Raw genomic sequence first — 25328 nt, forward strand, 5'->3', positions numbered from 1 at the left:
GACAAGGAGTGCCACATGAAGTTTTCCCGCATGTTGCTGTGGTCGGCATTGCTGGTTGCCGTGGTTCCGCAGGCGTGGGCGCAGGCCAACTCGGTTCCCTCGCAACCGCATCTGCTGGTGAAGGGGGATGCAAGCCGCAAGGTGATGCCGGATCGCTTCGTGGTGAAGGTCGCGCTGGAATCGGTTGACATGCAGACCGATATCGCTCGCCGCAAGGTTCAAGCCAATGCCGAGCGGATCATGGGTTTGTTCGCCAAGCATCGTGCCATCGCGGAGACGGTGCGCATGGATAACCTGAGCATCGAGCCGTCCACACGCTACAAGGAGGATGAGGAAGTGTTCGCGGGCACGGCTGTCAGCCGTGACCTGGAAGGCGCCTTCGAGAATCCAGAGCAGTTGCGGGACTTTCTTGCCGAGTTGAAGGCCAGCAAGGAGATTCAGGTGCGCACCGCCACCCCGAAGTACTCGGGTGAGCTACGCCTGCGTGCCGAACTCAAGGCCGAAGCGGCAGCGCAGACGCGCGCGTCGGCCAAGGGGCTGGCGGATGCCTATGGGGCGAAGATTATTGGCCTTTATACGATTTCCGACGTCGCCCCCAGTTTTGCCTATGGCGTGCAGGCCGGCAGCTGGCCAAACGTCAATAGCGGCGGCGATTTCTACGAGCGTGGCGGCTCGCTGGATCGGGTGCAGGTGTCCGGTAGCCGCAACCAGGTTACGGCTGCATCTGCATCTGCAGCTGGCGAGCTGCTCACGGCCGCGCCCATCACCTACACCGAAAACGTCTACGCCATCTTCCTGATTAGCGACGGAAACTGAACCATGCTGTTGATGCTCGATAACTGACATCGGAATCCAGTGCGGTCCAGAATAGTCCGCGAACAACATCTAAAGCATTGATCTTAATCGACTGATATCCGTGCTCGTCCGTATGAGTCCATGGCAAGGCGATGAAAAAGCGGGTACGGTAGGGGGTATTGAATCACCGATACCCGCAGATGCCGCTCACCGACGCGAAGATCAGAACGACGAAGCCAAGCCTGAAGCCGCAAAAGCTCAGTGACGGTGCGGGTCTTCATTTGGAGGTGCGCCCGAGCGGCGCCAAGTTGTGGCGGTATCGCTATCGGATAGATGGGCGAGAGAACCTGTACGCCCTCGGCGAGTATCCAGAGATCTCGCTGCAAGAAGCTCGGGCTGAGCGGGAGCGAGCTCGAGCCCTGGTGAAGCAGGGCGTCCATCCCTCCCACGAGCGATCTCGTAGTCGCGCAAGTTCAATCGCGGCGAACAAGGACACCTTTAAGGCTTTGGCAGAAGAGTGGATATCAGAGGGCCGACCTCGTTGGACTGCCTACTACGCTTCACAGATCGAGTCCTATTTCGCTAGAGACGTCTATCCGAAGATCGGTAGGAGGCCTATGCGCTCTCTGACCTCGGTCGACGTGATGGATGTGATCAAGGCGATATCCGGCAGAGGCGCCAAGGCTGCAGCTATCAATGTCCGGCAGTGGATATCTGCCGTTTTCTGCTACGCCGTTGCGAATTTGAGGGCGGACTCTGATCCGGCTGCTGCGTTACGGCGGACGATCATTCGAGATCCGGTTGAGCATGCCAGGTCGCTGTCGGATCAGGAGTTGCGCCTGTTCTTCTCGCGGCTATCGGACTTCAAGGGGAACCGTACCACTGCGATTGCGCTTCGACTCCTCATGCTGATGTGGACGCGCACGGCAGAGTTGAGGAAGGCGGAGTGGGTCGAATTCAACATTGCGGAGCGGCTGTGGACCATTCCGCCGGGCCGGATGAAGCGGCGCAGGAAGCACCTTGTGCCACTCTCGGATCAAGCAATAGAGCTTCTTCTTGAGCTTAGGGAGATCACTGGCGCAGGGCGGTACCTGTTCCCTAACAATCGCCGTCCGAAGGAAGTGATGAGTGCAACAACGATAAATCGGGCGCTTGAACACATGGGGTTCGCCTCTGGAGAAGTCACTGGCCATGACTTTCGAGCAACTGGCTCTACGCACATGCTTGAGCTTGGTTATCGCAAAGAACACATCGATGTGCAGCTTGCCCATGCGAAGAAGAGCAGAACAGACGCCGCCTACGATCACGCGATCTATCTTCCGCAACGAACGGAGATGCTTCAGGCGTGGGCCGCGAAGCTCGAAGTCATGGAGCAAGACTCCGAAAGCATGGTCTGAGCGATAAGTGATTCAAAATAATTTCAGATCCATAACACCTGATTGAGACTGGAAGATCAGTCTTGCGTATGTGCGCTCCGCATGCGGCGCACAGGTACAGGTGTCGATATGAGAGGAAAGACTGAAGTTATCTACTTTGCGCTGGTGATAGCGGCATCAATGCTCGCCACGATTGCACGCTCTTACAAGGTTCCCGGGGTGAACTCCTCGGGCTGATTCCAAGCGAGAAAAAGATCCCACAAGGCCCGGGCATTGCCCGGGCCTTGTGCTTTTTGTGCGCCATAAAAAAATAGGGATACTTCTATGCACTACGTGGAGAACATGGCCTACGTTGGAGATCGGCCTTGGCATGGGTTGGGAAGCAGGCTGAATAAAGACCAGTCGATCGAGACCTGGAAGACCGCAGCGGGTATGGACTGGGCAATCAACGAGGCAGAGGTCGAGTACAGAAGTGCGTCATGTGGCGAATCGGACACCCATGGGTATCCAGAGCAGAAGGTGCTTTACAGATCTGACACGTTGACGCCGCTGGCAGTTGTCTCAAAACGCTATCAAGTCGTCCAGCCTGAGGAAGTACTCGAGTTCTATCGAGATCTTACGTCCCTACATGGCTTCGAGCTCGAGACGGCGGGTGTACTGAAGGGAGGCAGGAAGTTTTGGGCGCTTGCCCGAACGGGTCAGTCCGAGACCCTTTCGAAGCAGGATAGGGTTGATGGCTATCTGCTACTAGCCACAGCGTGCGACGGCACGCTGGCTACTACCGCGCAGTTCACGTCAGTGCGTGTGGTTTGCAACAACACCCTTCAGATCGCCGTGGGAGAAAAGGCCGGGGCTGTGAAGGTGCCACATCGAAGCCAGTTCAGACCTGAGGTCGTTAAAGAGCAGCTGGGTATCACTGTTGCTGGCTGGGACGTGTTCGCCAAGAACATGCGACTACTGTGTGAGACACCCGTAGATCCTGATTCCGTGGATGGACTTCTGCGACGAGTTCTGACTTATGGCGCCACTGGCGAGTCAGTTGTCAATGAGCGGGCTGTTGCTCATGTACGAGCGCTTTACGAGGGCGGAGGACGTGGCTCCCTGCTTAAGTCGAGCAAGGGAACTGCATGGGGGGTTCTTAATAGCGTTACTGAGTTCGTAGATCACCACCGACGAGCGAGAAGCGACGATCACCGTAGGGATGCAGCGTGGTTCGGAGAAGGCCAAGTCATCAAGCGTCGTGCTTGGGATGAAGCTGTAAGGCTGATCGGCTGATGGTGTCGATCCAAGGAAGATCAGATGATCTAGGGCTCAGCTCGACGTCAAGCGCAGCGTGTAGGTCGAGGAGGCTAGAGGACCGTGCAATCGCGCGCGCGCTCGGCATCATTGAGCGAAGAGCTGCTTCAGATGGCTGCCTGATGAGTGACCCTGAGTCAGCTGCACAGTTCTTCCGTCTGCGATTGGCGAGTGAGCCCAGGGAGCACTTCGAAGTTGCTTTCCTTGACAATCGGCATCGACTTCTTGCCGTCGAGAGATTGTTCTCCGGGACAATTGATCAGTCGGAGGTGCATCCGAGAATCGTTGTGCAGCGAGCGCTTGCACTGAACGCAGCTGCGGTGATGCTGGCTCACAACCATCCCAGTGGCGACGTACAGCCGTCCAGTGCCGATCGGTCGATTACAGGTCGGCTAAAAGGCGCGCTAGCTTTGGTCGAGATCCGCCTTTTGGATCATTTCGTAGTCACCAACCTTGCAGCGGTCTCTATGGCCGCCAAGGGGATGGTCTAGCTGTGCAGGCGCGATCGGGGGCCAAGGACGGCCCCCCGCCAACCCTGGAGAGGTGCGTTCCCAGGTCCGAGGGATAGGTCTGCGTGTCTCCGGCGCGTCTGCAACAGGCGCCGATCTATGAATGCTGCTGACTTGGCTTGTCCATGGTTCGGGTATGCCATGCGGCAGCAGCGGCTGATCAGCTCGCGCGGGTAGTCATGAGACGATTCCGCAAGTCATTGATTTATATAAAAGAAGAGCTCGATTAGACGAGCCTGCAACGGTGGCTGTGCGACTCCAGTTCTAACTCGCTGCAAATTTGACGCAAATTTCTGCAGCGAAATCGATTCCGAAATGCACTGAACTGGACACAGCTCGAGCAGACCTCGAGCTAGGAACCGGCCGGATTCCTTCAGTCCTGATCAAACACTTGTAGGAATCGAAATGAACACTAACGAGACTGCGTACCGCAGCAACGCTAAACGAAACATGGACTCGCCGGATGTCGTGCGTACGACAGATCCCGGTGCGGTTTGGCCAGACAGTCCAACTCTGCGACTTCGGGGCCTGCTCAAAGCGACCTCCCTCGGTCGTAGCAAAGCTTTCGAACTGATGAAGACGGATCCCGACTTCCCTCAAGGCATCCCGCTTTACGACAGCGATCGGTCCCCGAAGTTCTATTGGACTCATGAAGTCATGGCGTGGATGGAAGCGCGCGCTGCGAAGTTCCGTGGTCACAAGGAGGGGAACTGAGCATGGCTAGCATGATCGAACAGCTGGGCGGAAGCACGAGCGCGCTGTCTAAACTGGAGTTGGCTCTGAATCAGAAGGCTGCCAACGGCAAAGGAAAAATCGAGCGGGACTTCAAAGAGGCATACCAAGTTTTCGAGCAGCACATGGCTCGAAAAGTACGCAAGAGTGTGCTGCTGGTGGAGTTCAACGCTGCCTACGGACATGCGGTCAACTTGGTTCAGTTCCGTAAGCTCTTGAGTGCCGAGCGTGAGATTCGCTCGGCGTCTGGCGAGCTGGTCGCATGCGAATCATGCCGGCAGCCGCTCCTCATCAGCGCTGAAGATGATGCGAACGATCCGACTGAGGACGCGGAGGATGCTCGATGAACAGCGTGCCTCGAGCGTTTGCTCCGGACTATCCCTTGGCGTCCTTCCATCACATCGTGCGGGAAACAGCCTTCGAGCTCGTTCGTAACGTGCAGGCACCAGACGCGATGATCGGCATGGCTCTCATCAACGCGATCTCGATGGCTTGCCAGGGCTCGATCGACGTGAAAATGCCGACTGGTCAGATTCGTCCAGTCTCGCAGAACATCCTTCTCGTTGCGGAATCCGGTGAGCGGAAGTCCACGGTGTCATCGTTGGTGCTCGCTCCTTTTCGCCAGGCTGACATGCAGGAACTCACCGAACATCGCTCGAAGATGGAGATCTTTCAGGCGGAGTATGGTTTGTGGATCGCTAAGGGGAAGGGGCTGCGCACAGCGGTCAGCAGGGCAACGGGCAAGGGACGTCCGACAGCGGATCTGGAAGCGGCCATGCTTGAACATGCTCGCTCTGTTCCGACCAAGCCAAGGCTGCGTCACTTTCTGCGCCAGGACATCACGGCCAAGGCAATCATGGAAGCGTTGCAAGGTGATGGCGAGTCGATAGGGATCACGACGGATGAAGGACATATGCTCTTCAAGAGCGAAGCCATGTCACATCTTGGGCTTCTCAATCGGCTTTGGGATTCCCCAGAAGCGCTTCCGCTTGACCGCGCCGAGAACGAGCACCTGCTTGCGATGAACCCTCGCGTCTCAGTCAGCATCATGACGCAGCACGCTCCGTTGAAGCAGTTCTTGGACCGGCGAGGATCGGTAGCCAAGGGGAGCGGGCACTGGGCCCGATACCTCGTCGGTTGGCCTCGCTCAAAGATGGGGTATCGGCATGTCGGGTCAGAGGAGTCCAGTTGGGTGCATCTGCCGATCTTCCACGCTCAGATCGAGGGCCATTTGAACAAGTATCGCGAAATGCTTAAGACGGGATCAATCGAGCGCGAACTGATTGGCTTCTCAACTGACGCAACCTCGCGATGGGTTGATCTCGCCGGTCAGACCGAAGCAATGTTGCGGCATGGCGAGTACCTGAACGACATCAACGACTTTGCGGCCAAGGTCATGGAAGTTCTCGCACGCCTTGCCGCGGCCATGCAGTACTTCAGCGGCGAGCGCGGTGACATCACCTTGGACACCCTGAATCGCGCGTTCGAAATCGTTCGTTGGCACGTTGACGAGTACAAGTATCTGTTCTCTCCGCAGTCTGTGATCCCCCAGCACGAGGTCGATGCGGATGCGACAGCTACGTACTTGTATGAGCGCGTCTGGCAAGGTCCATTCTCCGACACGCATGTTCTTAAGAACGATGTTCTGCGCAATGGCCGAGTGCGCGACAAGACGCGCCTCAACGCCGCGTTGGAGTTGCTGGAAGCCCGGGGAGGCATCTCGATCGTGAAGGACTATCGGAGCAGGAAGATCTACCTGCAGCTGTTGAACGCGTTCTTTCGCACGATGAAGACCTAATCAGAGCCGCGCTATAAGCTTGGGCTCCAGCTTCCAGCTGGAGCCTTTTTTTTTCTTCTGACCCAGTCGAGCGTGGGCGATTCCGCGACAAAATCGCGGAATCACGAGGATTCGAGGGGTGATCCTAGCGGTTGCCAAATGCGCTAGCGGCGCCCAGGCTACGCCGGCACAAGACGTACTGCTCCCTCTCTGCGTGTGCCATATCCTTGACGAAGCGCTGTCCCAAGTGGCGTTCGGGCTGACGCTTGAGGCCCTGGTCGCGAAGGCTCCGATGATCTACGCGCTCGTGGTAACCGTGGTCAGCAAGAAACTGGTTCTGCGTCTGAGCCACAAGCATGCGAGTCGCAGTGACTTGCTGCGATAGCTCTGCCGGACTCCTTCCGCCGCTGTCCTTTCGGCGACCACCTGCTTCGGGTTGTTTCGCGTTGAAGCGAGAGAACGTTTGTTGCGGTGACCGATCGAGTCCATCTGGGACTCTGTCCGAGATCATTAGGTGGATATGCGGATTGTGGATGCCTTCCAGTTTTCCTTCTGGCGAGTGGATAGCGTAGTGATAGGGTTTGCTCCCGGCCAGAGCGCGGACGAGACGTTCAGCTAAGGCGATCAGTTGTTGGGGTGTAAGCCCGTTGGGCAGGGCGATCTCATGTTCTCGGTATGCGGAGCCGTTGCTGCGCTCGTAGCGGTCGGCCATGCCCCAGAACATGTTGGGGTCCATTTCGGCCCAGGCCGGCATGTTGCCGTAGCCTGAGTGGATCAGGTCGCTATGCACTCCATGAGCGCCGAGACGTTCGATGTAACAAGCGTGTCGGCGCGCGCTGCCCTTCTTGCCGCTTTTAACGCTGTGGTGAAAAGTTGCCATTTCTGTTCTCCCAAGAAAAAAGCCGACGAGATCGTTCTCGTCGGCTGCCTGGGAAATGGGAGTGCAACGTTTTGCGTCAGTTCTAGGAGAAAGGGTAAGTGCGCGTGCAGTTACCCCTTCCACCATCGCATCATTTCAGTGAGATGTTGTCGGTGACGTTGTTGAGCTCTACATTTCCATATCAATAGCGTAGGTGGAGTAAGAATTTACTGACTAGCGTTCAGAACGTAGTCCGTGGATCCACTCATACTGGATATGTTCTCTACCGTGCTCGGTGACGAGGCTCTGTGCAGCTCCCACCATATGCTCGCGATACTGGGCGGTGAGTTCGTGAATGGTTCTGGGATCTAGAGATCCATAGATCTCCAACAGAAGCTTCGACTGTTCGGCCTGCACTCTCATGTGAGAGGCGCTCACATGCGCCCTTCCTACCAGTGCGTGGCAGTACCAGAGCGTGCGCTCGCAGTAAACGAACTGGGCGGGGGGTGCAACGTACTTTTCCTTGCCGGCAAGGTATGCGTCGAGTTGCTTCTGCGGAGATGAGAGTTTGGATCCATACCGACGCGACTTCTTCTGCTTGGACTTCAGCTTGCGCTGATGCAGGACAGAACAGAAGGCTGCGACAACGTGCACTACACCGATAGGTTTGGGGTTCTGATCGCTTGGCAACTTGATGGACGCAAGGTACAGAGCAAGAGCGCATGTCGCTCTGCGCAGGTCCTTACCAAGGATGTCGCGCTTGCCATACGAATATCCTGTGGCTGCTGCGACGAGTCCGGCAAGATCTGACGCATGGTCATTGCAGAACGAAGACACCTCTTCGATCGACATGAACGGCGTGTCGCCCTTGATGACGATTCCGTCTACTGCCGGCAATGATCTGCAGATCTGACTGAAGTCCACGAGGACATTGTCGATGCGCTTATCATTGGGTATCAGGCGGTTCGTCGTGATCTCAAAATTCAGTGAATGGAAGAACTCTAAAGATCTCAGATAGACGTACGCGGCGAGGTGCAGGCTCTGCTCCTTAACGGGGAGGTTCGAAGAGCGCCAGAACTCCTGGGTCTTCGCAACAAGGTAGTCGTCTGCCTGGAGCAGGATTGCTCTGTCGTTGTCCAAATGGAAGTGGGTGAGCAAGACCTTGTCGATCGACTCGTTTGTTTGCTGGTAATGGGCGTGCGGTGTGATCGGAGAGCTGAAGAGCAAATCAACCTGCTTCTTATCCTCTTCGCTGATCTCCAGCTCAAGGTCGTTGATGATGTTTTTCTTCGCATCAAGGACCTTTCGACTTTCTTCATTGGGCGGTGAAGTCAGGATGTTCATCACGGCTTGCGAATCGATGCCGGGCGGCTCGAGTAGGCTGACCAAGTGAGTCCCACTGTCGTAGCTGTAGGTGTGGAGCGTCTTGATGGTTTTGATGTCTGATAACGGATGTAGCTCAGTTATGCTCGTCAGTGGCTTGCCGGAGATCGAGCGAAGGAGCCGCAGAACCGGCGTCAACTGACGCACGCTCATCTGCTTTCCATCCTTGTCGATGGACTTCCCTTGCGGAGTAGTGTTGCGCTCGTAGGTCAGCTCTTCTAGTAGCTGTTTCAGGGTGCCGGTTTGAGCGCCATCACTGGAGGATGCGTCTGAAAAGTCGAAGCGCGCCGTGCGCGGCGGCTTGCTCTTGTTCTTGGTCTTATCGGTTCGTGTTGTGTCCATCGCTCAGGGTCCTTTCTTGCTCACGGTCAATCGACGTTGCGACGGTGATGCCGATATCAAGGGTCCTAGCTGGAAATATTTTGAGCTTGCGTGGGCTCGGGTGCAGCGGGGAGGTGCTGGTCCTGAGCGGTACGCCGTTGGCGAGCATTGGCCAGCGCGAGGGCGCATCGGAGACATGGGGCGTACGTTCTGCGATCAGACCAGTCCGATCCGGTTTGCTGCAATCGACGCGCAACTTGAGCATGCTACCGTCGCTCGTCTGACACCACCGCAGTTTGCGCTGGTGCAACAGAAGTGATGCGATGACGAAGGTTCCGTCGGCAGGTATGTGGAAGCGCTGCGGCGCGATGCTCTCGAACGCATTGCACGGGCGCATCGCACGGCGCGGCCTGTCTGTTGCTCGAGCGCGGCGTCGTACTCGGTGGCAATCTCGGCAACGATCTCACCGCCGAAGTGGTGACCGCACTCGACGCCAAGATCACCACCGTGCAGGTGTCGCTGGATGCGCCGGGGGCGTGAATCTGGGCGTTCCCGTTGACGAGGACGCCGAAGAAGTAGCCGCCTCGTGCATGAAATGAGGCGGCTGGGCTGCTCCGGTCGCAAAGACGTCTCGCCAATACCGCAGCGCAAGACGATGAGGCAATCATCATCTGTAATGTCACGGAGCTCAGACGCGGCCGTCGCCAAGCCGCCATTGTTAGATAGGCCGCCGAACCAACCATCTGCCGTGGCCACATGTTCTAATCGGAAAAAATAGTACTAGCCTGCAGAGGGGGAGCAGCGTGAGTTGGAGCGACTACGTTGATGCGGCCCAGAGGAAAGCGGCAATAGCCAATTTTCATTGCGATCAGCTCAGGCTCGCCCTGGCGGATTGCAAGGCCCCGCATGACGGTCGCCCGGACGTTGCAACTCAAGCGTTCTTTGAAGGTGTAGTGGTCGCAGCAGTGTCAGCGATCGACCAAGTGGCTCAGGCCGCCAACTCTGCTCTCAGATTAGGGCTTAGTTCGGGCAACCTGTTCGCAGGAGCCTCGCCCGAAATCGAATCGCGCGTGCCCGAATTTAAGGACTGGCGCGAGGACCCTATCGGCCGGGATTTGCGTCGGCTTCGGACTCGAATGGTCCACTACAGCTACTGCAAGTCAGCAACCTCTGCACCTTCTTGGCAAGTCGAGGTGGTCGATGCCAACTACGCGGGACCGCGCGAGCTGCTCGCATACGCAGAAGCTGCCGCAGCTTACGCTCAAAGACTTGGCGCGATCGCAGAGAGACTCCGGCTGTCTCTCGCTGCCAACAGCTGAGCTGCCGGCTATTAACCAAAAAAGCTGACGCTGCTCCGCGAACGCTCCTGCAGCGCGCGATGGCGACCGGATACGCTTTCGCCTGATCAACCGTGCACGCGACCGAGGACACCGTGGCGCTTCCAGACATCCGCTTTTCCCTCATTCGTCCTTTGGATGGGTCGCAACACACGGCCTTCGAAGAACTGTGCTGCCAGTTGGCGGCTACCGAGCTAGAGAACGACATCAATGACTACCTACCAACCTACTAGGCCTGACGATTTCCGGCTGCATTACACAGGAGCGCTGGTCGCCGGTGACTTCTCGGATACCGTCGGCCACAGCCTGCTGCCGCTAGGGTCCGGCTTCTTCGTCGCACCCTTCCTCGTACTCACGGCACGCCATGTCATCGACGAGGTCTCTGAGCAGTTCCACGGCTGCCGCATCCACGAGATCGTCGGCAACATGGAGTTCGGTGTGGATTTTTCGATACAGCATCCGCGCCACGGCCAAATGAAGTGGGCCGTGACCGGCTACGGATACACGCCGACCATCGACGTAGTGGCCCTGTGGGTCGACCTGCGCGAGCCAACCGAATTGCCGGCGGACTTCGTATGGGACTTGCCAACCCTGTCCCTTGCGCAAGCGAGCGTCGACCAGTCGGTCAACGCGCTCGGCTATCCGCAATCCACGCATCGCCTGGATGAGCAGGGTCATGCCCGAATCGGCTTCAATCCCCACGAATCCGAGGGAACCATCGCCGCGATCCACGAGCTCAGCCGAGACTGCGTCATGCTTCCATACCCGTGTTTCGAGGCGAGCTGCGTCACTAAGGGGGGAATGAGTGGTGGGCCGGTTTTCTCGGCAGACAGTCACGTGGTCGGAATAGTCGGGTCCAGCTTCGAACTGGGGGAGAGCAACGAGCCGGAGGTGTCCTATATCTCGGCCGTCTGGCCCGCGGTTGGCATCGAGTTGAGGCACACTGCCGCTCCGGTGACGGCGACGACGAGGCCCTATCTACTCCAGGAGCTTGTGAATGTCGGCGCTATTCACGCAGTCGATCGCTTCACCTCGGTCGATGCGTCAGGCAGGGTCACGTTACGCGTTCCGGACTGATTCGCGATCTCGATCGGCGATATCTCGCGAAGCCTAAGGGTTCAGCTTCCGCTTAGGGCCAGGACCTCGCCTCCTCTAGCCACCATGAGCACCCCCAACTCCTTGCCCGATCGTTGTCTGCTTCTTGCCTTGAGCAGACATCGCACTCCACCTTGCCGATGTGACGCGACAAGCGTCAGAACTTCCCAGCATCGTAGTCGCGGAGGAAGTCTGCCAATGGAACAAGGGTTGCGGGCGGCTTGTGGCCGGGACGCATTGGTGACTGCTGCCCTCGCGCTGCGATCCACCGAGTCATGAACCTCTTAGCTTGTGACTGCGACGCTGCAGTTCCCTCGTACACTCGACCTCTCCATGCAAGGCTGTACTGACCGCTCGGTTGGACGCGTCCTACGGGGTGTCCTTGGTAGGTCAGTAGCCAAAGCCCCGAAACATTGGACCACGCATAGCTAGACGCCTTTCGATGCGCTGGTGCCTCGATCTCTTCACGCAGGAAGGGGTCCGTTTGCCATTCCATCAGGCGAGTCTAGGGCTACCCCCGACCGCGTGCCGTGAGCCATCAGGACCGGCTGCGCAAGTGGATCGCGACGCTTCGATCACGCTGGATCTTGGACGGCGCAGAGGTCCTCCTGGGCGCGGACCCGTTCGAGGGCGCGGGAAGGCACTGCGACGCTGCGCTCTCCCCAAGGCGTTGAGATAGTGACGGGCGTGAGGGTTTCCGCGGCCACTCTACTCGCCAGCGCTTGCGCGACAGCGATTGCTCCCAAGCATCCTTCAAATGCCTCTTGGTGAATCCCCTCAGCGAAGACCTCATAACGCCCACCAGGCAAAGCTCTAATCTCGATCATGGCGACCTCAATGCTCAAGGTCATTGCAGCGTCGACCATCAGCGGCAATGCCTGCCATCAGCTCAAGCACGCCACGTGTGTCAGAACTCTCTGACTGCGAATCCCAGGGCGATCGAACTAGCCTCAGGCCCCCTTAGCGTCGCTGCAGGTCACGATTATTGGCTTTTATGCGGAATCGCATAATTGCCAATTATCAGTGTTGGCGACTCTCTCGATGTATCCCGTTCCAACGGTCACGCAGCTTCTCTGTGCTCGTAGTACGGGTGCCGCTTGTCATCGAAGATGGCGTAGAGCGCCTCGAGATTGCCTGGATCTGGTCTGAGCCAACCATCCAAGTGCTCGGGCTTGATGTTGATGATGGTCCGGTCATGTCCAGCTGCTGCAACCTCCGGTTCTGGCTCGTCGGTGATCGCGGCGAACGAGAGTAGATCAGGCTCTACGCCCTTGGGGTCAGTCCAGTGTGACCACAGACAAGCAATGAGCATCGGTTCGCCAGTACGCGGCAAGAATTCCAAGGTCCGGTTGCGACCGTCGATATCGACGTGCTCGTAGAATCGGTCGGCGACAATGACACCGTGCGTGTAGCCGAACTGGCGCTTCCAGAAGCCTTCCAGGTTGTCGCGTCTGGCGTTGTATGTGCCGGGCTTCTCGATATCGAATCGCGAAGGGAGGCCCGCAGGACGACACTGGTAGCGCATCGGCTTAACCACCCGCTGCCCGTCCTCCCACACCATCACCGGGCAGTAGATGCCTGGATAGATCCGTGAGTCTTCGGGCAGCGTGACTGTGCGCTTGAGTGTCTCCAGTCGACGTTTGGCGTTGGCCACGGCGTTCCCACCGATTCGGATGTCCTCACGAGCCTTCTTCGTCTCCCTCGTCAGCAACCTTCGCTCCGCGTCGGCCACGCGCTTCCGCTGCGCGAACATCTCCTGCTCGAGCGCGGCGATCGCGGCAGTGTCCGCTTCTCGCAAGTTGGCCTGAAGATCGGGCGGTCCAATCTCCATCAGCTCACGAATCGCCGCGCGAGGCGCCTTCGTCTTCAGCGGGTTGAGTCCGCGATCCCACCAGAACGTTTTGACATAGGTCTTCAGATCCATCACGGCACCGAACTCGCGCTTGTACTGCTTGAACTCGGCATGGACTTGGGCGGAATAGCACATGGGCTGCATTCCTCAGGGACGTTGGGGCGAGCGTAACGCTGAGAGGGAGCGGTCTCGGGTGATGAGACCTATCAGCACTTCAGCAATGGGAGGTCGCGTGCGCGTGTCGTGTAGTGAGGTGACAGCAAGTTCTGGCGCATGCCCCACGCCGGTCGGCTTTCCCAGCCCGTCGCGGCCAGCCCTGCGGCACCGCGGCCGAACTTGCGATTGATCCCGTCCAACGCCGCCATGAGCTTCGGGTTGCCCGCAACCGCCGGGGTGAAAAGATCGCCTTGGCGCTGCTCTGGGCGCGACAAGTCCATCAGCATCACGCCGGCCTTCTTGTAGCCGATGCCTGGCTTGAGCATGCCGCGGAGCAGCTGCGTCACTACCGATAGGATTAGCCGCGAGTCGTCGGTCGCAGCAGGCATGTTGATCGTGCGACTGGGGCTGTGCTGCGGCAGCTCAGCTCGAAACCTGTCGCTGAGAGCGAAGATGCCCAAAGCGCCAGCCACCAGGCCCTCACGGCGCAGCTTCTCGCACGCGCGAACCCCAAAAGTCGCCAACGCCTGCGCCACGGCCTCGTGATCCTCTACGCGATCGGCGAAAGATCGGCCGACCATGATTTGCTGCTTGTCCGGAGCAACCTCTTCCAGTTCGATGCAGGGGTGGCCCTGCAGTTCGCGCTGTGTGCGCGCCAAGGTCACGCCGAACTCTTGGAGGATGCTGTCGGGTGACCGCCACGCCGAGCGCTTCGAGAGACTTGAAATACAGAGGATCGGTCCTGCTGAGCGTGCGTGCGGCAGCAGGCAGTGCGTCGAACTCTGTTCGCCCTTCGACGATGAGGACGTACTTGGCCAGCAGCGCCTCGCAGAAGCGCGCACGGAACTCCGCCTTGTAGGCTTTCGGCTTGATCGCTGGCGGCAGGCTGGCAGGGGTGGAGGTCATCACGCCCCCGGTCCGCTTGAGCACTTTGATTTGAGCCGGTTCGAACTCCTCGAGCACGTACGGCGAGTGCGAAGTGAATAGGGCCTGCGCCGACTTCTCACGCACGCTGTTGATGATGCGCTTCTGCGTGTGGGGAGGCAGCGCCGTCTCAGGCTCTTCCATGGCGAAGATTACGTTCTGCTTGAGATCGGCAATGATGGACAGCAGCGCGAGCACCAACGTATTGATGGTGCCTGTGCCCTGGTGCTGGTACGGCGCAGCGTAGCTGCTGCCATCTAGGCGCTTGGTTCCCGTACCCATGAACACTGTCAGCGTGCGGCGCAGCGTCTCGCGAGTGAGATCCGAGACGCGCATGTGCGGATCTTCTGCCCAGTCCGACGGGACGAACTTCTTGATCGAAGCCTGCACCGCGGCCAGCAGCGTGGTGACGCCGAGCTCAGGCTTGTCGGCTACGGGGAGAACGCGTAGCGAATCAAGCAACTCCTCCCACATCCTGAGGCGAGAATCCTGAAGGCGCAAAATTACGTCCAACAGCGATCCACGTTCCAGGCTGAGCGCGCGCGAGCCGGTGCGCACCGTGCGTAAGTATAGGAAGCCGCATTTTCGCTTGTCGGTGGCGCGAAATGTTTGGTATTCGCCGGCGCCGATGGGGGCGGGCAACGCAAAGAACGTATTGCCGAGGAAGTCATCTTCCTCCGAATCGTAGGCGCCACGGAAGAAGACGCGCAGCGCGGGCCCGACCCCAGCGGCATCCGCGCCCTCCACTGGCGGACCGGACAGTAGCGTCTTCGTGTTGGTGTTCCACCATTCTAGATGCTCCCGGAAGTGTCGAAGCTGCTCCTCGTTGAGGTCAGCGACGATGACCTCGACTACCAGCGGGATCGGCTGACCTTCGGCGTTGAGGTATTGGCCTGCATAGAAGTCGTGTTCGTCGACAACAGGACGTCGGGAGAGCCGCTCTGGGCCCAATACGAGATCAATCGCCTCAAGCAGCGTGGACTTGCCCGCGTTGTTATCGCCAACGAGCACGCTGTGACCGTCGAAGTGAACGACGCCCTGCACAATCCCTCGGAAGTTCTCGATCTTGGCCTGAACAATCTTCACGAAGCTCCCCCCTTGTGGCTCGTTAGTTCGGCCGAGGAGATGCATACGTGGTCTGCCCCAATAGAGCAAGAGGCCGGCCACTCTACTCGTCGGGGCCGCACCCGAATTGCGCTCTAGTATTCGTGGCCATCTACAGGGCGGCCTCTTTTCTTTAGTTCTTGGTCACTGTCCCCTTGGTGGGAAGCAGCCACCGAGCCGGCGTCTGCTAATGGCCGGAAGCCGACCTGCGTTGACTCTTCTTATCGGCTGACATTGTGGAGTCTCCTACCGAGGAGAATCCTACGCCATCTCAACGTGTGCCATGGAACAAGGGAAAGCTGGTCGGCCAGAAAGCGCCCCTCAGGCTTAGCGAGATCTGGTCCATCCGTGTTCGGCTACAACTGAGCGACAGCGCCGGTGACCTAGCGCTATTCAACCTGGCCATCGATTCCAAACTGCGGGGCTGCGACCTTGTCAGCCTTAGGCTGAGGGACGTGTCCCAGGGTACCGCGATCGCCAAGCGCGCAATCGTGCTACAGCGGAAGACTGGCAGGCCCGTCCAGTTCGAACTGACTGACCTGACCAGAGCATCCGTCGCGGAATGGGCACGCCAAGCTCAGCTCACATCTGGCTCCCACCTGTTCCCCGGGCGGTCGGATCGGGCCGCCCACCTCTCGACCAGGCAATACGCGCGGATTGTCTCAGTGTGGGTTACCGCCATCGGGCTCGATCGCCAGGCGTATGGAACGCACAGCATGCGCCGGACAAAGGCCTCGCTCATCTACCGACGCACCAAGAACCTGCGCGCTGTCCAGATCCTGCTAGGGCACACCAAGCTCGAGAGCACGGTGAGGTATCTCGGAATTGAGGTTGAGGATGCCTTGGAGATGGCGGAGCAAACAGAGGCCTAACTCGGTATGCGCGACCTCCGCACCTCAAGTTTCGTAGGCCGCCTTCGGCCTAAAGCGCGGCCGAGATCTACCGCTCCTCTGCGCCCCTTCCGATAAGTACATCCGTTGCGATCGTCGTCTGGATCCACTCCTCGTAGTACTTGAGGCGCACCCCATAGTTGGTTTGTCCGTACATGCCTGGGTGAATCTCCATCCGGTTGCCGTCGACACGCTTCCATGAGGTGATTCCGGCAACGTGCCACTCGTTGTCCACAGCGACCAGCATGGGGCCGCCGCTGTCCCCATTGCCGGCCGAGGCCTCTAGGGGAAGTGCAGCTGGCGGTTTGTCGAAGGTGTAGGAGATCCACCGACCATCCGAGGCGGTTATCTGGTTGTAGCCCTGGCGTAGGTCTGTCCGATTCGGGCCGTGCGGATGGTGCCCCTCCGCTCCCGTGCCGGTAGCGCCCGGGCCCATGATCCGGACGACTTTACCTAGCGCCGATCCACTGTAAATGGCCGCGGGCACGACATCGCGGACCGGTTTCGAAAGGTGGATTAGAGCAATATCGTCCGAGGAGGCGATGAACTCCAGGAATGCCGCCCAATCCCCCGACTTGATTGCCGAATCAGTCATCTCCTGAGGCGGCTTCTTGTAGCCCGGATGGATGACAACGCGACTGACGGCATAGGGAGTACCACCGACGACAACGACGTCCATCGCAGGCTGCCAACTGATTACGTGCGCGGCAGTGAGCACCCACTGTGGCGCGATGAGGACTCCATGGCCTTCACCGGGTACATCGGCAAGCGCCGGAAATTCAGAGGCAGCCATCCGATACTGCAGGTCCGGAATGTCATCTCGTATGACGACAGCGCTCGCGCTGAAAGAGATCATTAGGATCAGAAGAGCCGCGCGGCGCATTCGCAACATCCGTTGTCGTGAAAGCCTATTGTGGCCTCGAAAGCTCGCCAGCGGCTAGATACGGGCCTCGAGATGGCCGCTTTCGGCCAGAAGCGGACACTCGTCTTTGCGCTGCAATTGCCGTGTAACCACTACTACTGCGCTAAGGTTTGCGAGTCAAAGTGAGCGGTTGGTCTTGCTTGAAGAACAATTCAGCGCGGTCCCATGACCACGTTGAGATCGCCGCCCTGCGGCATGCCGCCGCGACGCTGCACGGTGCCGTCGGCATCGCGGAACACCAGCGCAGGGGTGCCGCCGAAGCCCAGTTCCATCATCAGCATCTGGTTCGCGTCGAGGACGCGGCGCACGTCCGCCGGTACCGTCGCGGACGGCGGAATGCCGCCCTGCGCGTAGGCGCGCTCGTTGCGGGCGAGGGCTGCGCCCGGGTCGGCGTCGCCGAGGATCGCGGCGACCTTGTTCGCGCTGTCCTCCTTGATCACGCCGACCAGCACGTGTCGGATCTGCACCTTGCCGGCGTCCACCCAGGGCCGCGCCGCCTGCCAGAAGCGGTTGCAGTAGGGACAGTTGGGATCGCTGAAGGCGTAGATCACCCGCGGTGCATCCTCGCGGCCGTCGCGCACCCATTGTGCGGACTCGAGTTGCGTCCAGGTCTTCTCGCCCATGGGTTTGGCGACGAGCGCCTGCAGACGGCCAGCATCGATCTCCTCGCCGTTGGCGTCGACGCGCGTGCCGACGATCGCCTCGCCACTACCGGTGACATAGACCGCGATCGGGCGCTGGCCGGCGACGCCGGCGAAGCCGCGCAGGCCGGCACCGGCGTTGAACTCCTCGACGATCTCCAGTCCCTGGTCCTGCAGCGCGTCGAGCACGGGTGGGCGCCCGCCGTCCTCGGCATGGCTGCAGGCGGTGGAGGCAAGCGTTAGTGCGCCGAGCGCGGTGGCGGTCAGTAACGGAAAACGGGACATGGTCACTCCGTGGAGGCGGGGGAAACGTTCGGATGCGCGTCGAAGCGACGACGCAGGGTGTCGGCGAGACTGGCGCGGGTCAGTTCGCCCATGTGGGTGTCGACGAGGCCGCCGTCGGCATCGAAGAACAGGGTTGTAGGCAGGCCGCGGCTGCCGAAGGTGCGCATGATGTCGGAGCCGGGATCGCGCAGCACGTCGCTGAGCGCGAGGTTCTCGGCCTCCAGGAATCGTTGGATGGTGGCGGCGTCCTCGCCCTGGTTGGCCAGGATGAAGCGCACATCCGGATAGCGCGCCTGCGCCTCGGCCAGCGCGGGCATTTCGCGTCGGCACGGTGGGCACCACGTCGCCCAGAGATTCACGACCACGGGCGTGCCGGTATAGGCCGACAGCGCTTTCGGCGTGCCGTCCAGCGTGACCAGCGGCGTGTCCGGCAGCGGCGGCGCCGAGTGCTGAAGCAGCGTCAGCGTGCCGCTGGCGGCCAGCCATACCGCCAGCCCCGCGGCCACGCCGAGCAGAGTCGGCCGTCGCAGGACGCGCATGCTCCGAGTGCGCCACAGCAGGAAGCCCACGGCGGCAGGCAATCCCGCCCACCACGCGAAGCCGCCGTCGCCGATCGAGATCACCGACCACGGCGCGGCGGCGTACTGCGGCCACCAGCGCAGCACATAGCCGAGACGGGCGGCAAGCAGGCCGACGAACAGCGCGTCGACGACAAGTGCGCCTGCAGTTTTCGAGGGCGCTTCCGGCAGACGGCGAGCACTCAAGCGGGCCATGACAAAGGCTGAGACTGCAGCGAGCAGCGCCACCACGATCGTAATTGGAAATGGGCCCAGACCGATCACGGGACACCTGCCGCGTCGAGCTGAGCAATGAAACCGCGTGCATCGACTTCGCCAACCGTTCGCTGAGCGCGACGCTCGCGTCCGTCCGGTCCTATGAGGATCAGCGTTGGTGGGCCCAGCACGCCCCAGTGCCGAAGCAGAGCCTGGTCAGTTGTGTCGTGCGAAGTGACGTCGGGCCGGAGGATTTGCATCGACGCTAGGCGCTCAGCGACTTCGGGATGACCGAATACCTCGCGTTCGATGACGTGACAGGACACGCACCAGTCAGCGTAAACATCAATAAGCGTCCAGCGTCCGGACTGCGCCGCTTCGGCGATGCGGGCATCGACATCAGCGATGGATTTCACCTCGATGTAGTTAGGCTTAGCGGACGACGTCGCAGCTACAGAGGAGCCGCCGCCCAGAGCTTCCAGCGGCCGCAACGGAGCACTACCTCCCGATGCTGCGCCGACCAACATCAATGTTGCCCAGAGTCCAGCAAAGAGCGCGCCGAAGCGCAGCATCCAATGCCCCGACGCTGCCGGCGTCACCGCACTTGCCCAAGCAAACAGCCCAACGGCCAATCCCAGCAGCCATGCGCCCCAAAGCGCCATTACGATTGGTGCCGCCAAGAACCGCGCCACCATGACGATTGCCAAACCCAGCATCACGAAGCCAAACGCAGATTTCACGCGGTCCATCCAAGGTCCAGGCCGGGGTAGCACTCGTGCACCGAACACAGCGATTAAAACGAGCGGCAGACCCATGCCGAGCCCGAGCGCGAACAGCGCGAGACCTCCAGTGACCGCGCTTCCAGTTTGACCTATGTAAAGCAATGCGCCAGCCAATGGCGCGGTCATGCACGGCCCCACTAGCAGGGCCGACAGCAGGCCGAGAGAGGCCGCGCCGAGCAGGCTGCCGCCCCGGCGCGTTTCGCCGGCCTGCGCAACACGGTTAGAAAGCGTTGATGGCAACCGCAGTTCGAAGAGGCCAAAAAGTGATGCAGCCAGCAGAACGAACAGCGCCGCAAACAGTCCCAGCAGCCAAGGCGCCTGCAGCGCAGCCTGCAGGTTTGCACCGGCTAGTCCAGCCACGACTCCGACTGCCGCATACGCGGCTGCCATCGCCAGAATGTAGGACGCCGATAGCGCGACCGCGCGCCGTGGTCTGGCATCACCACCGACAATCAAACCGGACACGATAGGAAGCATTGGCAACGTACAAGGTGTGAATGCCAGCAGCAGGCCGAAGCCGAAAAACAGCAGGGTGCCTGCAACCGGGCCAAGACTGGCGAGGCGCTGCGCAGTGGCTTGGTCTTCGCCGAGGGCGGGCGGCTCCAGTGCGCGTACTGGCGGCGTCGTCACTGGCGAGGCGGCAGGTGCCACCACGGCATCACTCTTTGTCTCTGACACCTGCGTCGCGGCGTCGGCCGCCGGCGCCGATGGCGAAGAGCTGGATGCGCTTTTAATCGCTGGTGTGGCGGTCAACAGGGCGGGCTGGGTCGTTTTCGCCACGGGATCCGCGGCCGCAGCGCCTCGCGCCGGGCCGGAGACTGCGGCGGGCATTGTGGCGTCGGAAGCCGCAGCGTCCGCGCGACGCTCAGTCGCGCTGCCGGGCAGCGTTAACACTAGCGTCTGTGGCGGGTAGCAGATACCTGCCTCGGCGCAGCCCTGCCAGCGCAGCTGCAGCGGGCCACGCGCATTGCCTGGAAACGTAATGGGCAGCGAGCCGGTGTATATCTCGGTGTCACCGAAGAACTCATCGCGGTGAGGTATGCCGGCAGGCGTGCGTAGCGTGACTTCAGCGCCATCCGCATCGACCAAACGTAGTGCATGCCGATAGAGGTAGTGCGCACTGGCAATGCGCCCTTCGATTGCCCAACTGTTCCCTTCCTGCCGCACGGTGCCGGGCACAAAGACCTGCTCCGCCGGCAGGAATTCGCGCTCTGCGCTGCTCTGCCACAGAGGAAAACCGGTGCCCGCCCACGCAAGGGTGACGGTGAATATCGATAGCAGGAGGATCGTGAGGCGACGACGCAAGACATGTACCTGAAGCGTGGACGACGCACACCATCACCTCCACCGCTTAAGTGGGACTTAAGTGGCGTGCGGCTGGCGTCTCGCTGCGACAGCGACTAGCATAGTGACCTCCATGTACTCGAGATCCGGAATGCGCGTACTGGTTGTCGAAGATGATGCGTTGATTGCCGCCGGTCTTGTCGCCGGCCTTTGCGCGCAAGGCATGGCGGCACGTGCTGTGGTCAGTGGGGCCCAAGCTGAGGCGGCCTGTCTCGATGAGATATTCGACGCGCTCGTACTCGATCTGGGATTGCCTGATGTCGATGGACTGACGTTGTTGGCCGCGTTGCGCGCGCAGGGGATCGCGGTCCCGGTCGTGGTACTAACCGCGCGCGATGCAATCGAGCACCGCATCGCTGGCCTCCATGGGGGCGCTGATGATTACCTGGTCAAACCTGTGGATCTGCGTGAGCTCGGCGCGCGCTTGCATGCGGTAGTGCGCCGCGGGAGTGGGCGCGCGGTGCAGCAGATTGAGGCAGGCCCGTTACGGATCGAACCCCATGGCGGCCAAGCATGGCTCGATGGAGAGACTGTGCCGCTGTCGCGGCGCGAGATCGACCTGCTGACACATCTGGCCGACGCGCGTGGCCGCTGGCTGTCAGCGGACTTACTGCGCGAGCGGCTGTATGGGTTGGATGCCGATGTCGGAAGCAATACGCTCAACGTTCACATCCACAACCTGCGCCGCAAGCTCGGCAGTGAAGCGGTTGAGAGCGAACGCGGCTTGGGATATCGCTTGGGCTGGACGCCGCGGTGAGCCTGCGCCTGCGGGTGGTGCTGATCGCCGGACTGGCGCTGTCCATGCTTTGGTCGGGGGCGGCGGCGTGGCTGGCGCACGACCTCCACCGCAACCTCGATCGCACCTTGGACCATCGACTCGCGATGTCGGCGCGCATGGTCTCAGGCTTGCTGCAACGCTCGGCTGTGCAATCTGCAACAGCCACCCCAATGCTCTCGGGCGCAGTCAGCGTCGGCGGGGGTCAGGGCATTGCCTGCCAGATCCGCTCATTGCGCGGCGAAGTGCTGGCCGCCACCGGCGATGCTGCGCTGGCGGGGCGCATCGTGCCCGCGGCGGGATTCGCCGATGTGTTCATCGACGGCGCGGCCTGGCGGACCTACACCTTGCAGGCCGGCGACTTCCTCGTCACGACAGCCGATCGAAGCGACGAACGCGACGCACTGGTGCGTGGGCTGCTGACCGCCGCAGCCGTTCCGATGGGGCTAGCGGTCCTTGGCGGCCTGCTGGCGCTGTGGATCGGCATCGGACGCGGGCTGCAGCCGCTTGATGCCCTGCGCCGAAAGCTGCAGAACCGAGACATCGAGGCCACGTCGCCGCTGGACGATCGTCGGGCGCCGCGCGAGCTACAACCACTACTGCAAGCGCTCAACGGGCTGCTCGAACGTCTCGCTGCTGCGATCGCCCAGCAGCGCGCCTTCACCGACGCCGCGGCTCACGAGTTGCGCACGCCGTTAACCGGCATTGACACCCATTTGCAGATCGCTCGCATGGGCGGCGATGCCAATGTGCCGCATGCACTACGGCAGGCTGACCAAGGCGTGCGACGCCTGGCGCGCACGCTCGACCAAATGCTGGCGCTTGCGCGCGCCGAGTCAGCCGTTCCTGAGGGCGATGCTTGCGATTCGATTCAGAGTGCGCTTGAAGACGCCCTCGCCTGGCTGGAGCCCGCGGCGCGCGGGCGAATCGTGCGCGTCGGGGCCGACGATCGTGCGACCCCTATCCCGCACTCGATGCTCGCAACGGCCGTGCGCAATTTGCTCGACAACGCGCTGCGCTATACGCCTGACGAAAGCATCGTGCAGCTCGGGATCGTTTGCGACGATGGCGAAGGCAAATGCCGCATCACCATCGCCGATCGGGGGGACGGAATGACATCTGCACAGATCGCACAGGCCGGCCAGCGCTTCTGGCGTGGCGATGCGGAACGGCCCGGCCGCGCGGGCGCAGGCCTCGGTATTTCAATCGTACGTGCGATCGCCGCGCGGCACGGCGGCCGTCTCGACCTAGCGCCACGAGCTGGTGGCGGTCTGGTCGCGACATTGCTGGTGGCAATCACCTGACCGCTTTATGGATTGGTATCGTCGAGGCGCACGCAATTCAACTGCGCCACGGCGCTCAGGCCTCGGGAGGTGTGAACTGTCCAAGCGGAATCCGCAGATAGCGTCGCCCGTTGGCTTCCGGCTCCGGAAGGCGGCCACCGCGGATGTTGACCTGTAGCGCGTGCAGCATCAGCGCAGGCAGCGGAAGAGTCGCGTCGCGCGCTTCGCGCGTACGCACGAACGTCGCTTCGTCGACAGCGCCGGCCAAGTGGATGTTGCTCGCACGCTGCTCAAAGACTGTGCTCATGCAGGCCGGATCGCGGCCGTCCTTGCCATAGTCGTGGCCGACGAACAGTGCGGTGTCAGCCGGCAGTGCGAGGATACGCTTCAGCGTGGCATAGAGTTGGTGCGCGTCGCCGCCAGGAAAGTCGGCGCGCGAGGTGCCGCTGTCGGGCATCATCAGAGTGTCGTGAACGAATGCGCTGCTTCCGATTACATAACTAATTGACGCCATTGTGTGGCCTGGCGAGAACAGCACCCGAGCTTTCAGTGCGCCAATCTCGAAGACGTCGCCGTCGGTAAACAACCGGTCCCACTGCCGGCCGTCGGTGTTGAGATCGTCGAGGCCGTAGAGATCCTTCCACAACGCTTGCACACCGGTTACGCGCTCGCCGATAGCCATTGGGGCGTCCAGACGCTCCTTGAGGTACGGAGCGGCGGACAGATGATCGGCGTGTGGATGAGTGTCGAGGATCCAAACGACCTTGAGCCCCTCACGCTCCACGTGCGCGAGCAGCGCGTCAGCGTTGGTAGTCGCGACATAGCCCGCTTTTTCGTCGAAATCGAGCACTGGATCGATAATCGCGGCTTGACGGCTGGCGGGATCGGCGATCACGTATTGGAAGCTGCCAGTCTTCTTGTCGTACAACGAATGGACGATGGCGTCCTCGCGTGGATGGCGCTGTAAAGGCATGGCTCCTCCTTGGGTGTCGTTCAACGCACGATGCGTGCGAAGCGCGCGGCCTGACTGGCAGGCGCGTGCGTCGGAATGGATGGCGTCGCGGCAATGGGGGCGCTACCGAGTGCAGGCAGGCTGACAACATTGCTGCAGAAGATCGCGTGCAACGCGCTAAGTAAGATCCGCAAACGTGGATCGGCGATCGAGTAATGAATCGATCTTGATTTGCGCCGTGCCTTGACTAGGTCGTTGCGTCGTAGTTCGGCGAGTTGTTGGGACAAGCCTGGCTGACGCAAGCCTAGATCGCGTTCGAGATCGGCCACGGACGGTTCGCCTTGGGAGATCTGACACAGCAGCAGCAGACGCGTGGGCGTCGCAATCATGCGCAGAAGCTCGGCGACTTCCGGTACGTGCGCCTTCATGGCCTCCAGATCGGCGGGCAACATGGTCATGGCGCCCGCCAGCGGAAATACCAGGCCTCGTTATCGGCCGGCTGCACGGCGAGTACAGCATCGGCGTCCAAGGCAACAGGTTCGAGTAAGCGATCGCCAGGCTGCCATCCCTCTGGCGTCGCAGCACTTTCGCTATCGGCTGTCTGCAGCGCGGTAACGAGTCGCAGCAATTCCTCGACCGAACGGCCCACGTCCATCGGGTACCAGCTCATCGCGCGCACGATGCCTTGGGGATCGATCACATAGGTGACGCGTGTCGTCGCACTATCACCGGCCGCGGGATCGACCATGCCGTAACCGCGGGCGATCGCCATCGACGGGTCTTCGATCACCGGAAACCCGATCGTCACGCCGAAGCGCGCATGGATATCGCGTAACCAGGCCAAATGCGAGAACAGACCGTCGACCGACAGCGCGAGCAGTGCGCAGTCGAGGGCTTCGAAACGCGGCTGTGAACGGGCAAAAGCGATGAATTCGCTGGTGCAGACCGGCGTGAAGTCGGCCGGATGCGAGAAGAGCAGCACCCAGCGACCACGGTAGTCCTCCAACGCGATATCGCCACGGGTGGTGCGGGCACGAAATGCGGGTGCCGGCTCGTGCAATCGGAGCGGTGAATGGGCAGGCGTATCAGGCATGAAGTCGGTGTTGTCCTCAGGGCGCTCCACGCTAGCGATGAGGGAGCGCGATGTCGATGTGGAGGACTAATA

The 25328-nt window shown here is 60.7% G+C and carries 23 protein-coding genes and 2 pseudogenes; 13 read left to right on the forward strand and 12 right to left on the reverse strand.

Translation table 11 applies throughout. The features are described from left to right. The first annotated feature begins 15 nt into the window (after window positions 1–15). From QMX80_RS01790 to QMX80_RS01820, 7 genes are all read left to right on the forward strand, one after another. On the forward strand, window positions 16–816 hold the full coding sequence (locus tag QMX80_RS01790; RefSeq protein WP_282274902.1) for an SIMPL domain-containing protein: 801 nt from the start codon (window positions 16–18) through the stop codon (window positions 814–816). Window positions 817–995: 179 nt separating this feature from the next. Beyond that, complete coding sequence (locus QMX80_RS01795; RefSeq protein ID WP_282274904.1) at window positions 996–2192, forward strand: integrase arm-type DNA-binding domain-containing protein; 1197 nt, start codon at window positions 996–998, stop codon at window positions 2190–2192. A 303-nt stretch (window positions 2193–2495) separates the two neighbouring features. Further along, complete coding sequence (locus tag QMX80_RS01800) at window positions 2496–3446, forward strand: DUF932 domain-containing protein (RefSeq protein WP_282274905.1); 951 nt, start codon at window positions 2496–2498, stop codon at window positions 3444–3446. Window positions 3447–3454: 8 nt separating this feature from the next. Next, complete coding sequence (locus tag QMX80_RS01805) at window positions 3455–3958, forward strand: JAB domain-containing protein (protein ID WP_345782339.1); 504 nt, start codon at window positions 3455–3457, stop codon at window positions 3956–3958. Between the two features lie 423 nt (window positions 3959–4381). Next, complete coding sequence (locus QMX80_RS01810; RefSeq protein ID WP_282274907.1) at window positions 4382–4690, forward strand: AlpA family phage regulatory protein; 309 nt, start codon at window positions 4382–4384, stop codon at window positions 4688–4690. 11 nt (window positions 4691–4701) lie between these two features. Then, window positions 4702–5055 carry a hypothetical protein gene (locus QMX80_RS01815; RefSeq protein ID WP_282274908.1) on the forward strand — a complete coding sequence of 118 codons (354 nt, stop codon included), beginning with the start codon at window positions 4702–4704 and terminating at the stop codon, window positions 5053–5055. After that, complete coding sequence (locus tag QMX80_RS01820; protein ID WP_282274909.1) at window positions 5052–6506, forward strand: YfjI family protein; 1455 nt, start codon at window positions 5052–5054, stop codon at window positions 6504–6506. The genes QMX80_RS01815 and QMX80_RS01820 overlap by 4 nt, the downstream gene beginning before the upstream one ends. A 124-nt stretch (window positions 6507–6630) precedes the next feature. On the opposite strand, the gene QMX80_RS01825 is transcribed toward QMX80_RS01820, so the two are convergent. Continuing rightward, window positions 6631–7491, reverse strand: coding sequence for a MobA/MobL family protein (locus QMX80_RS01825; RefSeq protein WP_282274911.1), 861 nt, complete (start codon window positions 7489–7491; stop codon window positions 6631–6633). Between the two features lie 87 nt (window positions 7492–7578). After that, the gene (locus QMX80_RS01830) at window positions 7579–9069 is read right to left on the reverse strand and encodes a hypothetical protein (RefSeq protein ID WP_282274912.1); all 1491 of its coding nucleotides are present in this window, start codon (window positions 9067–9069) and stop codon (window positions 7579–7581) included. Window positions 9070–9465: 396 nt separating this feature from the next. On the opposite strand from QMX80_RS01830, the gene QMX80_RS01835 reads away from it, so the two are divergent. From QMX80_RS01835 to QMX80_RS01845, 3 genes are all read left to right on the forward strand, one after another. Further along, window positions 9466–9588 (forward strand): hypothetical protein, encoded by a 123-nt coding sequence (locus QMX80_RS01835; protein WP_282274914.1) that lies wholly within the window; start codon window positions 9466–9468, stop codon window positions 9586–9588. 263 nt (window positions 9589–9851) lie between these two features. Then, window positions 9852–10367, forward strand: a complete 516-nt coding sequence (locus tag QMX80_RS01840) for a hypothetical protein (RefSeq protein WP_282274916.1) — start codon at window positions 9852–9854, stop codon at window positions 10365–10367. 228 nt (window positions 10368–10595) lie between these two features. Beyond that, complete coding sequence (locus QMX80_RS01845) at window positions 10596–11462, forward strand: serine protease (RefSeq protein WP_282274918.1); 867 nt, start codon at window positions 10596–10598, stop codon at window positions 11460–11462. Window positions 11463–12540: 1078 nt separating this feature from the next. On the opposite strand, the gene QMX80_RS01850 is transcribed toward QMX80_RS01845, so the two are convergent. The 3 genes from QMX80_RS01850 to QMX80_RS01860 form a co-directional block, all read right to left on the reverse strand. After that, on the reverse strand, window positions 12541–13467 hold the full coding sequence (locus QMX80_RS01850; protein WP_282274921.1) for an SOS response-associated peptidase family protein: 927 nt from the start codon (window positions 13465–13467) through the stop codon (window positions 12541–12543). Window positions 13468–13538: 71 nt separating this feature from the next. Further along, a complete protein-coding gene (locus tag QMX80_RS01855; protein WP_282274923.1) occupies window positions 13539–14024 on the reverse strand; it encodes a DUF4113 domain-containing protein in 486 nt (161 codons plus the stop codon). Next, a complete protein-coding gene (locus tag QMX80_RS01860) occupies window positions 13969–15498 on the reverse strand; it encodes an AAA family ATPase (RefSeq protein WP_282274925.1) in 1530 nt (509 codons plus the stop codon). Before QMX80_RS01860 ends, QMX80_RS01855 begins: the two co-directional genes overlap by 56 nt. Window positions 15499–15794: 296 nt before the next feature. Between QMX80_RS01860 and QMX80_RS01865 the strand changes: the two genes are divergently transcribed. Then, window positions 15795–16388: a tyrosine-type recombinase/integrase gene (locus tag QMX80_RS01865; protein WP_282274927.1), complete on the forward strand. Its 594-nt coding sequence runs from the start codon at window positions 15795–15797 to the stop codon at window positions 16386–16388. A gap of 67 nt (window positions 16389–16455) precedes the next feature. Here QMX80_RS01865 and QMX80_RS01870 read toward each other — a convergent pair whose 3' ends face one another. From QMX80_RS01870 to dsbD, 4 genes are all read right to left on the reverse strand, one after another. Beyond that, window positions 16456–17262, reverse strand: a complete 807-nt coding sequence (locus tag QMX80_RS01870; RefSeq protein WP_282274929.1) for a trypsin-like serine protease — start codon at window positions 17260–17262, stop codon at window positions 16456–16458. Window positions 17263–17480: 218 nt separating this feature from the next. After that, on the reverse strand, window positions 17481–18254 hold the full coding sequence (gene dsbG / locus QMX80_RS01875; RefSeq protein WP_282274930.1) for a thiol:disulfide interchange protein DsbG: 774 nt from the start codon (window positions 18252–18254) through the stop codon (window positions 17481–17483). A 2-nt stretch (window positions 18255–18256) separates the two neighbouring features. After that, window positions 18257–19096 (reverse strand): TlpA disulfide reductase family protein, encoded by an 840-nt coding sequence (locus tag QMX80_RS01880; protein ID WP_282274932.1) that lies wholly within the window; start codon window positions 19094–19096, stop codon window positions 18257–18259. Then, the gene (dsbD, locus tag QMX80_RS01885; RefSeq protein ID WP_282274934.1) at window positions 19093–21114 is read right to left on the reverse strand and encodes a protein-disulfide reductase DsbD; all 2022 of its coding nucleotides are present in this window, start codon (window positions 21112–21114) and stop codon (window positions 19093–19095) included. Before dsbD ends, QMX80_RS01880 begins: the two co-directional genes overlap by 4 nt. A 130-nt stretch (window positions 21115–21244) precedes the next feature. On the opposite strand from dsbD, the gene QMX80_RS01890 reads away from it, so the two are divergent. Both QMX80_RS01890 and QMX80_RS01895 read left to right on the forward strand, forming a co-directional pair. After that, window positions 21245–21910, forward strand: coding sequence for a response regulator (locus tag QMX80_RS01890; protein WP_282274935.1), 666 nt, complete (start codon window positions 21245–21247; stop codon window positions 21908–21910). Then, complete coding sequence (locus QMX80_RS01895) at window positions 21907–23232, forward strand: ATP-binding protein (RefSeq protein WP_282274936.1); 1326 nt, start codon at window positions 21907–21909, stop codon at window positions 23230–23232. Before QMX80_RS01890 ends, QMX80_RS01895 begins: the two co-directional genes overlap by 4 nt. Window positions 23233–23287: 55 nt before the next feature. Here QMX80_RS01895 and QMX80_RS01900 read toward each other — a convergent pair. The 3 genes and pseudogenes from QMX80_RS01900 to QMX80_RS01910 all read right to left on the reverse strand — a co-directional run. After that, a pseudogene (locus QMX80_RS01900) lies at window positions 23288–24136 on the reverse strand (MBL fold metallo-hydrolase); the annotation flags it as partial. A 179-nt stretch (window positions 24137–24315) separates the two neighbouring features. Then, window positions 24316–24591: pseudogene (locus QMX80_RS01905) on the reverse strand (metalloregulator ArsR/SmtB family transcription factor); the annotation flags it as partial. A 26-nt stretch (window positions 24592–24617) separates the two neighbouring features. Further along, entirely contained in the window at window positions 24618–25256 is a 639-nt protein-coding gene (locus QMX80_RS01910) for a peroxiredoxin (protein ID WP_282274938.1), read from the reverse strand. Window positions 25257–25328 lie beyond the last annotated feature (72 nt).

Source organism: Stenotrophomonas sp. PS02297 (assembly GCF_029959705.1).
Taxonomy (GTDB): Bacteria; Pseudomonadota; Gammaproteobacteria; order Xanthomonadales; family Xanthomonadaceae; genus Stenotrophomonas; species Stenotrophomonas nitritireducens.

What these genes read in the sequence shown, in the direction of transcription:
- QMX80_RS01790 (WP_282274902.1), top strand. Translation starts at nt 16, where the DNA reads ATGAAGTTTTCCCGCATGTTGCTGTGGTCGGCATTGCTGGTTGCCGTG.
- QMX80_RS01795 (WP_282274904.1), top strand. Translation starts at nt 996, where the DNA reads ATGCCGCTCACCGACGCGAAGATCAGAACGACGAAGCCAAGCCTGAAG.
- QMX80_RS01800 (WP_282274905.1), top strand. Translation starts at nt 2,496, where the DNA reads ATGCACTACGTGGAGAACATGGCCTACGTTGGAGATCGGCCTTGGCAT.
- QMX80_RS01810 (WP_282274907.1), top strand. Translation starts at nt 4,382, where the DNA reads ATGAACACTAACGAGACTGCGTACCGCAGCAACGCTAAACGAAACATG.
- QMX80_RS01815 (WP_282274908.1), top strand. Translation starts at nt 4,702, where the DNA reads ATGATCGAACAGCTGGGCGGAAGCACGAGCGCGCTGTCTAAACTGGAG.
- QMX80_RS01820 (WP_282274909.1), top strand. Translation starts at nt 5,052, where the DNA reads ATGAACAGCGTGCCTCGAGCGTTTGCTCCGGACTATCCCTTGGCGTCC.
- QMX80_RS01825 (WP_282274911.1), bottom strand. Translation starts at nt 7,491, where the DNA reads ATGGTGGAAGGGGTAACTGCACGCGCACTTACCCTTTCTCCTAGAACT.
- QMX80_RS01830 (WP_282274912.1), bottom strand. Translation starts at nt 9,069, where the DNA reads ATGGACACAACACGAACCGATAAGACCAAGAACAAGAGCAAGCCGCCG.
- QMX80_RS01845 (WP_282274918.1), top strand. Translation starts at nt 10,596, where the DNA reads ATGACTACCTACCAACCTACTAGGCCTGACGATTTCCGGCTGCATTAC.
- QMX80_RS01850 (WP_282274921.1), bottom strand. Translation starts at nt 13,467, where the DNA reads ATGTGCTATTCCGCCCAAGTCCATGCCGAGTTCAAGCAGTACAAGCGC.
- QMX80_RS01870 (WP_282274929.1), bottom strand. Translation starts at nt 17,262, where the DNA reads ATGATCTCTTTCAGCGCGAGCGCTGTCGTCATACGAGATGACATTCCG.
- dsbG (WP_282274930.1), bottom strand. Translation starts at nt 18,254, where the DNA reads ATGTCCCGTTTTCCGTTACTGACCGCCACCGCGCTCGGCGCACTAACG.
- QMX80_RS01890 (WP_282274935.1), top strand. Translation starts at nt 21,245, where the DNA reads ATGCGCGTACTGGTTGTCGAAGATGATGCGTTGATTGCCGCCGGTCTT.
- QMX80_RS01910 (WP_282274938.1), bottom strand. Translation starts at nt 25,256, where the DNA reads ATGCCTGATACGCCTGCCCATTCACCGCTCCGATTGCACGAGCCGGCA.